Source organism: Flavonifractor sp. An4 (assembly GCF_002161755.1).
GTDB classification, from domain to species: domain Bacteria; phylum Bacillota; class Clostridia; order Oscillospirales; family Oscillospiraceae; genus Flavonifractor; species Flavonifractor avicola.
In genome coordinates this window covers 60,024-73,125 of the sequence record NZ_NFIL01000011.1, presented here as the reverse complement: position 1 = coordinate 73,125, position 13,102 = coordinate 60,024, and the positions used below count along the sequence as shown (strand labels likewise).

At 59.6% G+C, this 13,102-nt stretch carries 11 protein-coding genes; 1 reads left to right on the top strand and 10 read right to left on the bottom strand.

What is annotated here, in order from left to right:
* Positions 1-117 precede the first annotated feature (117 nt).
* From B5F94_RS07045 to B5F94_RS07000, 10 genes are all read right to left on the bottom strand, one after another.
* Positions 118-1,503, bottom strand: a complete 1,386-nt coding sequence (locus B5F94_RS07045) for a sodium-dependent transporter (RefSeq protein ID WP_087328956.1) — start codon at positions 1,501-1,503, stop codon at positions 118-120.
* Positions 1,504-1,805: 302 nt separating this feature from the next.
* Positions 1,806-2,054, bottom strand: coding sequence for a DUF6514 family protein (locus B5F94_RS07040; RefSeq protein ID WP_087328954.1), 249 nt, complete (start codon positions 2,052-2,054; stop codon positions 1,806-1,808).
* Positions 2,055-2,159: 105 nt separating this feature from the next.
* A complete protein-coding gene (locus B5F94_RS07035) occupies positions 2,160-3,029 on the bottom strand; it encodes a DMT family transporter (protein ID WP_204247472.1) in 870 nt (289 codons plus the stop codon).
* Between the two features lie 116 nt (positions 3,030-3,145).
* On the bottom strand, positions 3,146-4,249 hold the full coding sequence (acrA, locus tag B5F94_RS07030) for an acryloyl-CoA reductase electron transfer subunit beta (RefSeq protein WP_087328952.1): 1,104 nt from the start codon (positions 4,247-4,249) through the stop codon (positions 3,146-3,148).
* A 19-nt stretch (positions 4,250-4,268) separates the two neighbouring features.
* Complete coding sequence (gene acrB / locus B5F94_RS07025) at positions 4,269-5,069, bottom strand: acryloyl-CoA reductase electron transfer subunit gamma (RefSeq protein WP_087187835.1); 801 nt, start codon at positions 5,067-5,069, stop codon at positions 4,269-4,271.
* Positions 5,070-5,092: 23 nt separating this feature from the next.
* On the bottom strand, positions 5,093-6,253 hold the full coding sequence (locus B5F94_RS07020; protein ID WP_087328950.1) for an acyl-CoA dehydrogenase: 1,161 nt from the start codon (positions 6,251-6,253) through the stop codon (positions 5,093-5,095).
* A 92-nt stretch (positions 6,254-6,345) separates the two neighbouring features.
* Positions 6,346-7,197 carry a 3-hydroxybutyryl-CoA dehydrogenase gene (locus B5F94_RS07015; RefSeq protein WP_087328948.1) on the bottom strand — a complete coding sequence of 284 codons (852 nt, stop codon included), beginning with the start codon at positions 7,195-7,197 and terminating at the stop codon, positions 6,346-6,348.
* A 291-nt stretch (positions 7,198-7,488) separates the two neighbouring features.
* Positions 7,489-8,265, bottom strand: a complete 777-nt coding sequence (locus B5F94_RS07010; protein WP_087328946.1) for an enoyl-CoA hydratase-related protein — start codon at positions 8,263-8,265, stop codon at positions 7,489-7,491.
* Between the two features lie 300 nt (positions 8,266-8,565).
* Positions 8,566-9,537, bottom strand: a complete 972-nt coding sequence (gene bsh, locus B5F94_RS07005) for a choloylglycine hydrolase (protein ID WP_087328944.1) — start codon at positions 9,535-9,537, stop codon at positions 8,566-8,568.
* Between the two features lie 123 nt (positions 9,538-9,660).
* Complete coding sequence (locus B5F94_RS07000) at positions 9,661-12,021, bottom strand: vitamin B12-dependent ribonucleotide reductase (RefSeq protein WP_275533181.1); 2,361 nt, start codon at positions 12,019-12,021, stop codon at positions 9,661-9,663.
* A 163-nt stretch (positions 12,022-12,184) separates the two neighbouring features.
* Between B5F94_RS07000 and B5F94_RS06995 the strand changes: the two genes are divergently transcribed.
* On the top strand, positions 12,185-13,102 hold the full coding sequence (locus B5F94_RS06995; RefSeq protein ID WP_087328940.1) for a CPBP family intramembrane glutamic endopeptidase: 918 nt from the start codon (positions 12,185-12,187) through the stop codon (positions 13,100-13,102).

The following is a 13,102-nucleotide window of genomic DNA, read 5'->3' as shown; positions in this document are numbered from 1 at the left end:
GGGGTAGCCCGAGAAAGAAATGCAGTCGGCAAACCTTTCGGGGCCCCTTAAGGGGCTTCGTCCGTATCAGGCCCTTATAGGGCCTACTCAAGCCTCCGGCTTAGCCGGAGGTTTTGACTATGCGAATTTCTCAATGTAGCCCATGACAAAGATGATCAGTACGATGATGGGCACCACCACGGTGAAATACATCCGCAGCTTGGCGGGGAAGCGCACGCCCTTGCCCTGGTCGGCCTCGGCCAGGAAGCCGTCGAAGCCCCAGGCAATCTTCTTGGACAGGCAGCAGAACAGCAGATAGATCACGGAACCCAGGGGCAGCAGGTTGTTGCTCACCAGGAAGTCCTCAAAGTCCATGACGCCCATGCCCAGGATCTTGATACCGCTCCAGATGTTGTTGCCCAGCAGGCAGGGCAGGCTGAGCAGGAAGATAAGCACCAGGTTGATGGCCACCGCCTTACCACGGGACACCCCCCACTTGTCCATCCAGCAGGCCAGGATGTTCTCAAACACGGCGGTGATGGTGGACAGGGCGGCAAAGAACAGGAACACGAAGAACAGCGCGCCCCACAGCCGTCCGCCGGGCATGGCGTTGAACACATTGGGCAGGGTGATGAAGATCAGGTTGGAACCGGCGTCGGGATTGACACCGAAGGCGAAGGCAGAGGGAAAGATAATCAGGCCGGACACAAAGGCCACGCAGGTGTCCAGGATACCCACGCTGATGGTCTCGCCGAAGAGGCGGCGGTCCTTGCCGATGTAGCTGCCGAAGATGGCCATGGCGCCGATGCCCAGGCTCAGGGTAAAGAAGGCCTGTCCCATGGCGGCGTAGATGGCCTCGCCCAGCCGGAAGTTGCCGTTGGCATCGTACATCAGGTTGTCGAAATTAGGCACCAGATAGAACTCCAGGCCCTTGATGGCCCCGGGCAGGGTGATGGCCCGGATGGCCAGGATCACCAGCAGGCAGAGCAGGCAGAGCATCATAAACTTATTGGCCTTCTCCACGCCATTGCGCAGGCCCCGGCTGCAGATCACCATACCGAGAACCACCACAATGGCCATGAAGAGCAGCTGGATTCCAGGCTGAGACATCATGGTACCGAAGCTCTGCTCCACACCAGACTTGTCCAGTCCCTCAAATTGACCGGCAGCGATCTTGAAGAAATACATCAGCAGCCAGCCGGCAATGGTGGTATAGAACATCATCAGCAGGTAGTTGCCCGCCATACCAAACCAGCCGTACCAGTGCCACTTGGTGCCCTTGGGCTCCAGTTCCTGGAAGGACACAATGATGCTTTTCCGGCTGGCCCGGCCCACGGCAAACTCCATTGCCATGATAGGCAGGCCCATGGCCACCAGAAATACCAGATAGATCAGCACAAAGGCGGCGCCGCCGTACTGCCCCACGATGTAGGGGAAACGCCAGACGTTGCCCAGGCCGATGGCGCACCCGGCAGAGATGAGCACAAAGCCCAGCCGGGACGCAAAGGTCTCTCTCTCTTTCACGATTTTTCCTCCTTGGCTTGGCCGCCTGACGGCGGCCTTCTGAGCCGATTCCGTTCAATATCCGGCCTCAGCCCCGCTGTTTTCCCGGGAGGAAAGGTCCTCCACAAAGAGAATTCCCGCGGCCCTCACCGCGGGAAACAAACTACTTTGCCGCCTAAACAGCAGTTTTTTGTCTTTTTTCCTCTCGAACGTCTGCCCAAGCGGAGCGCAAAGCAGTTGATTCAGCAGACAATATCATAGCCGATTTTACTGGCTCTGTCAATGCAAAGCGTTACATTGATCTGCATCATTATCCATTTTTCTTACAGCCAGTCCTCCACCACATCCCGCAGCGTCACCGGCGACACCTGATTGCGCCGGACCAGCTCGGCCAACTCATCAATACGCCCGACGCTCACCGTGATATTGGGCACCGCCTGACTGTCCCCATCCGGGCCGGTCACCTTGATGCCGTAGCTCTCGCAGCACAGCCCTCCTACTGCCATCTCATCCACCAGGATGGCATAGCGGTAACCGCAGCCCTCCGGACTCTCCAGCAGCAGCTCTCGCATGGCGTTCTCCCCCTTTGTACGATTCTATGACTCAATTATACATCTTTACCATAAATTGTAAAGTTTTACCGTTCGTATTCTTTCGTCATAAATCGCCATAGAGGATTAGGTTTCCTTCCGCTCCGCCCAGGTATAGAGGAGCACCGCTCCCAGGATAATTCCTGCGCCCAGCAGCTGCATAGGGGCGGGAATCTCTCCAAACAGGGGGACGGCCAGCACCCCGGAGAACACCGGCTCGCACAGCTTAGCAGCCGACACATAGGCAGGGGACAGATATTTCAGGCACCAGCTGAACAGGCTGTGTCCCATCAGGGTACACAGCACCGCCAGACCCAGACCGATGAGCCACTCTCGTCCCCCATAGCCCACCAGGGGGGTGCCGCTGGCCAGCGCCATGACCAGCAGGGTCAGAAAGCAGGCCAGATAGGTCAAAAAGGTATATACTGTGGTAGAAAGGTATCCTCTCTGTATTCTTCCAATCAAAGTATACAGAGCGACAAAGAAAGCCGCTAACAATGCCAGGATATTTCCATACCACTCGCTGCCCTGTCCGCCTCCCGCCAGGGCCAGTATTGCGCTGCCGCCGAAGGCCAGCAGGATGGCGGCCACTCCCAGGGGCGGGATCTTACCTTTCAGAAAGAGCGCAAAGCCCAGGGCGGTGAAGATCACTTCCGTACTCACCAGCACGGTGGATACCGCCACACCGGTCCATTTCAGGGATTCAAACCAGGTGAGGAAGTGGAGGGCCAGACAGATTCCGCTGAGCGTACACAGCAGTACATCTCTCCCCCGCACCCGCTTGAGCTCCTGCCGGAACTTGGTGAGTACCGCCGGCAGCAACAGCAGTACCGTCCAGCCCAGGCGGTAGACTGCGGTGATCACCGAAGGGGCCTGGGAGTATCGCACCAGGATGGCGGAGATGGAAATGCCCAGCACGCCCAGCAGCAGCACGCTGTTGGGATGGCGTTCCAGCATTCTCCTCACCTCCTTACGGCTTATCAGTATATCCCATTCCGTCCTGCTGCGCAATCATTCCGGGCAGAAAAAATCACCGGCTGGAATCCAGCCGGTGATTTTTGATGTAAGGGATCTTACTTGGCAGCCTTGGCAGCCCGGATGGCCTCGATGAGCATGGGAGTGACCTTGTACAGGTCGCCCACGATGCCGTAGGAAGCCACGTCGAAGATGGGGGCGGACTCGTTCTTGTTCACCGCAATGATGCACTCGGAGTCCTGCATACCAGCCAGGTGCTGGATGGCGCCGGAGATACCCAGGGCAACATAGATGCGGGGATGAACGGTCTTGCCGGTCTGGCCCACCTGATGGTCGGCAGTGATCCAGCCGGCATCCACGCAGGCACGGGAGGAACCCACGACGCCGCCCAGGACGCCAGCCAGCTCCTCGGCCAGCTTGATGCCGCCCTCCACGTCCTTGGAGATGCCGCGGCCCACGGAGACCACAACGTCGGCGCCGATCAGGTCCACCAGCTTCTTGGCGGCCTTCTTGACCTCCAGCACCTCAACATGGATGTCGGACTTGTCCAGCTTGACGTCCACGTTCTCGATGACGGTCTTGGCAGCACCGGCCTCGTCGTAGGGCTGGGTCTGCATCACGCCGGGACGGACGGTGGACATCTGGGGACGGAAGCGGGGGCAGATGATGGTGGCCATCAGGTGACCGCCGAAGGCGGGACGGGTCATCTTCAGGTTGGTGTTCTCCTCGAACACGGTGTTGTCCACGTCAATGGTGGAGGTGGTCTTCAGGAACTCCTTGTACTTGGCCACGTCCACATCCAGGTGGGTACAGTCGGCGGTCAGACCGGTGTGCAGCCGGGCAGCGCAGCGGGGGCCCAGGTCACGACCGATGTTGGTGGCGCCGATGAGGAAGATCTCGGGCTTCTTGTCCTCCACCAGGTCGCAGATGACCTTGGTGTAGGCGTCGGTGGTGTAAACGTCCAGCAGCTCGTGGTTGCAGTAGTACACCTTGTCGGCGCCGTAGCCGCCCAGAGCCTTCAGGTACTCTTCCTTGATGTCCTTGCCCAGAACCACGCCGCACAGCTCAACGCCCAGGTCATTGGCCAGCTTACGGCCCTCGGAGAGGAGCTGGTAGCTGGTGGACATGATAACGCCCTCGCGCTGCTCACAGAAAACCCATACGCCCTTGAAGGCGGCGGTATCGCTACTATTGAAAGCCATTCTATTGCTCTCCTTTCGATTAGATAATGTGCTTGTCGTTGAGGATGGAGACCAGCTTCTCGACAGTCGCCTTGTCGGCGCCCTCCATCATCATACCGGCGCCCTTCACCGGGGGAGAGAAGGACTTGTACACATTCGTGGGAGAGCCCTTCAGGCCGATGGTAGTAACATCAATCAGGGGATCGTCCTTCAGAGTCTCATAGTTGTAGACTTCCAGAGGCTTCTGGTAGCACTCCATGATGCCGCCGACGCTCATGTAACGGGCGTCGTTGAGCTCCTTCACGCAGGTCAGCAGGCAGGGGGTCTGGACCTTGATGGTCATGTAGCCGTCCTCCAGCAGACGCTTCACGGTGACAGCCTTGCCGTCCACGTTGATCTCGGCCACATAGGAGACCTGGGGCATACCCAGCTTCTCAGCGATCTGGGGACCGACCTGGGCGGTATCGCCGTCGATGGCCTGACGGCCGCAGAACACGATGTCGTCGTCGTCCACGCCGATCTTCTTGATGGCAGCAGCCAGGATCTGAGAAGTGGCGTAAGTATCGGAACCACCGAACTCACGGGCGGAGACCAGAACGGCCTCGTCGCAGCCCATGGCCAGCAGCTCGCGGAGCATACCCTCGGCGGGCGGGGGGCCCATGGAAACCACAACCACCTTGCAGCCGGTGGCGTCCTTGATCCGCAGAGCGGCCTCGACAGCAGCCAGGTCGTCGTGGTTGGTGATGGTAGCCATGGCGGCACGGTCCATGGTGCCGTCTTCCTTCACCGCCACCACACCGGAGGTATCCGGGACCTGCTTGACACAAACGATTGCTTTCATATCGTAACTTCCCTCCAGTTCCTTTAGTTCACGCCCAGGTTGGCAGAAATGACCATGCGCTGGACCTCGCTGGTGCCCTCGTAGATCTCAGTGATCTTGGCGTCGCGCATCATGCGCTCCACGGGGTACTCACGGGTGTAGCCGTAGCCGCCGAACAGCTGCACGCAGCGGCGGGTCACGTCGCTGGCGGTCTCAGCAGCAAACAGCTTAGCCATGGCAGCGTCCATGGTGTAGGGCTCATGGTTCTGCTTCTTCATAGCGGCGGAGTAAACCAGCCACTTGGCAGCCTCAGTCTTGGCGTGCATATCAGCAAGCTGGAACTGAGTGTTCTGGAACTGGGAGATACGCTTACCGAACTGAACGCGCTCCTTGGTGTACTTGATGGTCTCCTCAATAGCGCCCTCAGCCAGGCCCAGCGCCTGGGAGGCGATGCCGATACGGCCGCCGTCCAGGGTCTTCATGGCGATGCCGAAGCCCTTCCCCTGCTTGCCCAGGAGACGGTCGGCGGGAATGGTGCAATCTTCCATAATCAGCTCGCAGGTGGAGGAGCCCTTGATGCCCATCTTCTTCTCGTGCTTGCCCACGGAGAAGCCGGGATCGGTGCGCTCCACGATGAAGGCGGAGATTTCCTTCTTCTTGCGGCCGCGCTTGTCGGTGGTGATGCCGGTGATGGCGAAAATCACAAACACGTTGGCGTAGCCGGCGTTGGTGATGAAGATCTTGGAACCGTTGAGCACCCAGTTGCCGTTCTCGTCCTTCACGGCGGTGGTCTGCTGGCCCTGGGCGTCGGTGCCGGCGCCGGGCTCGGTCAGGCCGAAGGCGCCGATCCACTCGCCGGAGCACAGCTTGGGCAGATACTTCATCTTCTGCTCCTCGGTGCCGTTCTCATAGATGGGAGCGCAGCACAGAGAGGTGTGGGCGGAAATGATAACGCCGGTGGTACCACAGACCTTGCTCATCTCCTCGACGGCCATGACGTAGGACAGAACGTCCGCGCCGGCGCCGCCATACTCCTTGGGGAAATAGATGCCCATCATGCCCAGCTTGGCCATCTTCTTGACGGTCTCCTCGGGGAACGCCTCGTTCTCGTCCACCCACTCAGCCAGGGGCTTGACTTCGTTTTCGGCAAAGTCACGGTACATCTTGCGGAGCATTTCCTGCTCTTTGGAAAGGTGCAGATCCATTTGTTGCCTTCCTCCTAGATATGTATTTCACAACGGCGGGCGGGAGTGTTTTGGGCTCCCGCCCGTCGTTTTGCGCAGTATGAATGAGCTTCTTACTTCTTGGTGTAGTCGTAGAAGCCGATGCCAGTCTTGCGGCCCAGCTTGCCGGCGCGGACCATCTTCCGCAGCAGCAGGGAGGCGCGGTACTTGGGATCGTGGGTCTCGTTGTACAGGGTGTCCATGATGGCCAGGCACACGTCCAGGCCCACCAGATCGCCCAGGGCCAGGGGGCCCATGGGGTGGTTGGCGCCCAGCTTCATAGCGGTGTCAACGCCCTCAACGGAAGCAACACCGGTGTACACCAGGTCGATGCCCTCGTTGATCATGGGGATCAGGATCTTGTTGACCACGAAGCCGGGGGCCTCGTTGACCTCGACGGGCTCCTTGCCGATCTCAACGGACAGGTCGCGGATGGTGTTGAAGGTCTCGTCGGAGCTGTGAGCGCCGCGGATGACCTCAACCAGCTTCATGACGGTAGCGGGGTTGAAGAAGTGCATACCGATGAACTTGTCGGCGCGCTTGGTAGCAGCGGCGATGGCGGTGATGGAGATGGAAGAGGTGTTGGAGGCCAGGATGGTCTCGGGCTTGCAGATGCTGTCCAGCTCGGCAAAGATGCTCTTCTTGATGTCCAGGTTCTCGATAGCGGCCTCAACAACCAGGTCAGCATCGGCAGCAGCCTTCAGATCGGTGGTGAAGGTCATGTGAGCCAGGATGTCGGCCTTCTTGGCCTCGTCCATCTTGCCCTTGGCCACCAGCTTGTCCAGGCTCTTGTTCAGGCGGGCCTCGGAAGCCTTGATGATGTCGTCGTTGATGTCGCGGACAACAACGTCAAAATCCTTCTTGGCAAAAACCTGGGCAATGTCCAGACCCATGGTGCCGCCGCCGATGACAACAATCTTTTTCATAGCAGAAAACCTCTTTTCAAATACTATAATGTATGTAGTTGGTTTGCTGAATCAAATTCGCCGAACTTCCTTACTTGTTCTGGAAGTGCTTCTCAGCGCGCTTCTCCAGGAACGCGCCCATGCCCCCGCCCCACCCGGTGCTGCGCACCGTGCGGGATCCCCATGATTTCACTCAAATCGCCGGAAATGAATTCCGCCGATTTCAAGGTTTTGGCCACAGGCCAAAACGCTTGACGGCGCAAGCGCCGGGGACTCAGCCATGGGCCAGGTAAGTACTCACTTCCGGATAGTTTACTTGTTCTGGAAGTGCTTCTCAGCGCGCTTCTCCAGGAAGGCGCCCATGCCCTCGTCCTTGTCGGCAGTGCCGCAGCAGACGCCGAAAGCCTCGGCCTCAAAAGCGGAGCCGGTGGCGATGTCGGTCTGCATACCCATGCGGATGCAGCGCTTGGACTCCTGCACGGCGATCTGAGCGTTGGCACAGATGGCGTTGGCCAGCTCCATGGCCTTGGCCATCAGCTCCTCGGCGGGATAGACCTCGCTGACCAGGCCGATGGCCTTGGCCTCGTCGGCCTTGATGACCTTGGCGGTGAGGATCAGCTCCATAGCCTTGGAAACGCCCACGATGCGGGGCAGCCGCTGAGTGCCGGCAAAGCCGGGGGTGATGCCCAGGCCCACCTCAGGCTGACCAAACTTGGCCTTCTCACTGGCCAGACGGATGTCGCAGGCCATGCTCAGCTCGCAGCCGCCGCCCAGAGCGAACCCGTTGATGGCGGCAATGACCGGCTTGGCCATATTCTCCAGCTTCAGGAACACACCGCCGCCGTGTACGCCGAACTTCTTGCCGTCGATGGAAGAGAAGTTCTTCATCTCGCCGATGTCAGCGCCCGCCACAAAGGAACGGCCCGCGCCGGTGAGGATCATCACATAGATCTCGTCGTCGGCAGCCACCTGATCGATGACCGCGTCCAGATCGCTCAGAACCTGGCTGTTCAGCGCGTTCAGCGCCTCCTGCCGGTCAATGGTGACCACGCCAACGTGGCCCTGCTTTTCCAGCTTCACAAAACCCATTATGTTCTGCCTCCTTGTCCTGTAACCTATCTAGAATTGTTATATTTTTAACAAGTTCTCACCTAATAAGTATAACGCACCGCCGCCCAACAGGCAAGTAAAATGCAAGAGAAATTCGTTATTTTTTTATCAATGATTATAGCCAATATGCACAACTCGGTTTCAGAAAGCCGCCTTAACTCTCAGCCGAATTGGCAAACCACATGGTTTTTGGCCCGGTTTTCCCTTTTTTCGCCCTGTTGGCAAGGCGCCGCATTTATGCAATATGTACAAGTGCCGGGGCAAACGCCCCGGCGGGGCTCACGGCACAAAGTGGATCTGCTGCTCCGTGACCAGAGGATGGCAGATCAGCGTTTCTCCCTCCCGCTTTGCCTCGTCCATGGACACCGCGGTGATCTGACTGTTGTCATAGGTCTTGTAGTAATAGGTGCCCGTCCAGCCGTCAATGCAGCAGGAGTAATCCGTGAGGTCCCACTTCCCCTCCGGTGTCCGCACTGCACCCCGGGGCATGGCCACCGCGTCCAGGATGTGAAAGACCTGGCTGACACTGGATATCTCGTCCCGCTCGCAGACGCTGTTCCACTTAAGGAAGGCGGCCCGGACAAAGCGGGAGGCAGGTGACCAGTCTCCCGGCAGGCCCAACGTGCCCATTCCCTGGCCAAAGGGACGCAGTTCCACTCCTCCGAAGCGGTTCTCCGGCTGGGCGGCGGACAGGCCCATATACTGGTTCAGATTGGTCAGGTGGAAATCAAAGGTTGGGTTGTTGGTAAGCACCCCCACCGGGTCCTCAAACAGTCTCAGGCCGTCGGCCATAGGCTCCGCCACCAGGGCCCGCTTTCCGTCGGCCAGGTGCCAATGGAGGGGGGCGTTTGGCATATTGGGGGCAAAGGGGGTATCCAAAATACGGACAGAGCGCAGCTTTTCCTCCGCCTGGTCCACGCTGTCGCAGCTGCCCAGCAGCCAGGGGATCAGCTCATAGGGGGCGGCGGGGGTACCGTCCTTCGAGCCGCAGGGATAACAGGCGTTACCCGGGAAGTTGAGGCCTGCCATATAGAGGCCCTTCTCGTTGACCCCCTCAGCATAGAGGGGGTAGTCCTCCGCCACTGTGGCCATGCCGATGATGGCATAGTGCTTCTTCAGGGTGGGCATGGCTTGAAAGGAAAATGGGTAATTACGTGGAGTAATGACCACCTGCTGGCCAAACTGGTATTCCAGATCCAGGTTCCGCCCAAAATAAGTGTGGTCGGTGGTAAAGGTCAGGCTGGTACACATGGCTGACGCCTCCTGTATTCAAATGAAATGCCTTCCGGCGCATCCCTTAGTGTGACTGTCCCCGCTCCAGGTTATCCGGACTCTGTTGCAAAAAGGGCCTGCCGGAGCAGGCCCTTTTCTGTTTTAGCCGCACTTGGAGTAGCCGCAGTCACGGCAGGTGACGCAGCCGCCTTCGTGCTCCAGCTTCGCCCCGCACTCAGGGCAGAACTTGGCCAGCTTGGCCTCGGCAGGAGTCATGCCGGGCCGGGGAATGGGAGCCGCAGCCTTGGTTGCCGCACTGATGGGAGCAGGAGCGGGCTCGTGGGTGCCCTTGGACACCTTGAGCACCTTCTCCAGAGCCTTGGCAATGGCGTCAGGGCAAGAGGTCACCGGCACACCGGGCTGACGCAGGCAGGAGGGGCAGCGGATGCCTTTGAGCTGCTGGATGATCTCCTTGGGGTCCATGCCGGAGCGGATACCCACGCTGACCAGCCGGGCGGTGGCCTCAGACTGGCTGGGGCAGCCGCCGGCCCGACCGGTGTTGGTGAACACCTCGCAGATACCGTTCTCATCATAGTTTACAGTGATATACAGGTTGCCGCAGCCGATGCGCACCTTCTCGGTGAAGCCGGTGGTCACCGCCGGGCGGGGCCGGGGCTGGATGTGGCCATAGGCCTCCTGAGGCACCTGGCACTCCTCACATACCCGGCCGGTGGGGGCGGGGGCAGCCTCCTTACCGTCGTTGACCTTGCCGATGTTGAGCACCTGCTCGTTGCGGCTGCCGTCCCGGTAGATGGTGGTGCCCTTGCAGCCCAAGGTATAGGCCAGGCGGTAGACCTCGGCCACCTCAGCCTTGGTGGCGGAGTTGGGGAAGTTCACCGTCTTGCTGACGGCATTATCAGTGTACTGCTGGAAGGCGGCCTGCATCTTCACGTGCCAGATGGGGGACACGTCGTGGGCGCACACGAATACCCGCTTGATCTCCTCGGGGATACCGTCCACATGGGCCAGAGAGCCCTGCTCCACGATCTGCTTCATCAGAGTCTCGGAGTAGATCCCCGCCTCCACCAGCTTGTCCTTCAGGATCTGGTTGGTCTCAATGAGGTGGGTATTGTCCATGACATTGCGGATATATGCATAGGCAAACACCGGCTCCACACCGGAGGACACGCCGGCAATGATGGACAGGGTGCCGGTGGGGGCGATGGTGCTAACAGTGGCATTGCGGATGGGCTTGCCGTCCTTATAGATGCTCTGGTCAAAGAGGGGGAAGGCGCCCCGGCTCTCGGCCAGCTTCTCGCTCTCCTGGTGGCCGATGGTGTTGATGGTGTCCATAATCTCCTGGGCCAGGGCCACACCCTCCTCGCTGTTGTAGGGCACACCCATGTAGAGGAGCATATCGGCAAAGCCCATGACGCCCAGGCCGATCTTCCGGGTGGAGCGGGTCATCTTGTCAATCTCGGGCAGGGGGTACTGGTTGACCTCAATGACGTTGTCCAGGAAGTGGACGGCGGTACGGATGGTCTTTTCCAGCTTGGCCCGGTCCAGCACCCAGCCCGCCACGGTCTTGGTGATGTGGTTGACCAGGTTGATAGAGCCCAGATTGCAGCTCTCATAGGGCAGCAGGGGCTGCTCACCGCAGGGGTTGGTGGATTCAATCTCGCCCTGGCTGGGCACCGCATTGTCCCGGTTGAGCCGGTCCAGGAAGATGATGCCCGGCTCGCCGGTCTGCCAGGCAGAGGTGACGATGGTGTCAAAGACCTCCCGGGCCTTCAGCTGGCCCACCACCCGGCCGGTGGCCGGGTCCACCAGATCGTACATCCCGTCCGCACTCACCGCCTCCATAAAGGCCTCGGTGATGCCCACGGAGATGTTGAAGTTGGTGATCTCGGAGGTATCGTTCTTGCAGGTAATAAAGTCCATAATGTCGGGGTGATCCACCCGGAGGATGCCCATGTTGGCCCCCCGGCGGGTGCCGCCCTGCTTCACCGCCTCGGTGGCGGCATTGAACACTTTCATAAAGGAGATGGGGCCGCTGGCTACACCGCCGGTGGAGTTGACGGTGGAACCCTTGGGACGCAGCCGGGAGAAGGAAAAACCGGTGCCGCCGCCGCTCTTGTGGATGAGAGCTGCGTTCTTAATGGCGTCAAAGATGTCCTCCATGGAGTCGGCCACCGGCAGCACAAAGCAGGCGGACAGCTGTCCCAGAGGGCGGCCGGCGTTCATCAGGGTGGGGGAGTTGGGCAGGAAGTCCAGATTGGTCATCATCTCATAGAATTCCGCCGCTGTGGCCACCACATCGGCCTTGGGGTCAAAATGGCGGTCGCCTTCGGCCACCGCGTTGGCCACACGACGGAACAAGCCATCCACCGTCTCGGTGGGATTCCCCTGCTCATCCCGGGCCAGATAACGCCGCTCCAGCACAGCCTTGGCGTTTTCAGAAATAGGCATATCGTATCTCTCCTCTGAGTTAGTATCATGCGTGAACACAAGATATTGTATCATAGAAAAGCGCCATGTCAATATGTCCGATTTCTTGCCCTTTTCACCCGTTCTTGCTATAATGGAGCCCGGAAGCCCTTGTGCCTGAAGCAGGTGCGAATTTCGGACCGTGCTTTGACGGCCCGGCTGGGCTCAATTTGGATTTATTTTTGTGCGAGGTGACGGAATGGATCTCCATCAACCGGACCGGGCCCAACTGCTGCGCCCCCACTGTCAATGGTTCTCCCGGCTGGGATGGGCCCTGTTTGCCCAGATGGCCGCCATGCTGGCGGTCCAGCTGTTGGTGGCCGGCATCGTCCCCAGCGTTCTGAATCACCCCATTTCCCGCTGGTGCCTCTCCGTGGGCTCAGCCTACGGCGCGGGCGTGCCCGCCTTCTGCCTGGTGCTGCGCGGCGTGCCCGCCCCGGGCCCCTCCGCACGCCGCCCCATGGGGCCGCTGAACCTGGGCAAAACCCTGGTGACCACCCTTGGTCTGGTCTATTTGTCCAATCTGCTCACCCTGCTTCTCACCCAACTGATTGGGATTCTCCGGGGCCAGGCGGTCACCAATCCGGTGGACAGTCTGGCTGGCTACCCTACGGTACTCAACCTCCTGCTGGGCTGCGTCATTGCGCCCCTGTCAGAGGAATATCTCTTCCGCTATTTGCTGCTGAACCGTCTGCGGCCTTACGGGGATAAATTTGCCATCCTGGCCTCCGCCCTGTGCTTTGGCCTGTTTCACGGCAATCTGAATCAGCTGTTCTATGCCTTTGCCGTGGGGGCCCTCTTTGCCTATGTAGTGCTCCGGACCGGCTGCCTGTGGCAGTCCATCCTGCTCCACGCCCTGATCAACTTTACCTCGGTGGGCCTGGTACCCCTGCTGGAGCTGCTGGGCCAGACCGGAGAACTGCTGACCTCCCTGCTGGTGCTGGGGTCCATCGTGGTGGGCATGACCTTTCTGGTCACCAGCTGGCGGGATATCAAACTGGAACCCGGCCTGGTCCCCTTCTCCGAGGGCATGAAATGGCGGCTCTTCTTTGAAAATCCCGGCGTCATCGCTTTCTGTCTGCTGGCACTCATCCTGATGGCCAGCTATGTTCTGTAA

Bases quoted from the DNA above. Each gene is read 5' to 3' on its own strand.
- B5F94_RS07040 (WP_087328954.1), bottom strand. From the start codon at position 2,054: ATGCGAGAGCTGCTGCTGGAGAGTCCGGAGGGCTGCGGTTACCGCTAT.
- B5F94_RS07035 (WP_204247472.1), bottom strand. From the start codon at position 3,029: ATGCTGGAACGCCATCCCAACAGCGTGCTGCTGCTGGGCGTGCTGGGC.
- acrA (WP_087328952.1), bottom strand. From the start codon at position 4,249: ATGGCTTTCAATAGTAGCGATACCGCCGCCTTCAAGGGCGTATGGGTT.
- acrB (WP_087187835.1), bottom strand. From the start codon at position 5,069: ATGAAAGCAATCGTTTGTGTCAAGCAGGTCCCGGATACCTCCGGTGTG.
- B5F94_RS07020 (WP_087328950.1), bottom strand. From the start codon at position 6,253: ATGGATCTGCACCTTTCCAAAGAGCAGGAAATGCTCCGCAAGATGTAC.
- B5F94_RS07015 (WP_087328948.1), bottom strand. From the start codon at position 7,197: ATGAAAAAGATTGTTGTCATCGGCGGCGGCACCATGGGTCTGGACATT.
- B5F94_RS07010 (WP_087328946.1), bottom strand. From the start codon at position 8,265: ATGGGTTTTGTGAAGCTGGAAAAGCAGGGCCACGTTGGCGTGGTCACC.
- bsh (WP_087328944.1), bottom strand. From the start codon at position 9,537: ATGTGTACCAGCCTGACCTTTACCACCGACCACACTTATTTTGGGCGG.
- B5F94_RS07000 (WP_275533181.1), bottom strand. From the start codon at position 12,021: ATGATACAATATCTTGTGTTCACGCATGATACTAACTCAGAGGAGAGA.
- B5F94_RS06995 (WP_087328940.1), top strand. From the start codon at position 12,185: ATGGATCTCCATCAACCGGACCGGGCCCAACTGCTGCGCCCCCACTGT.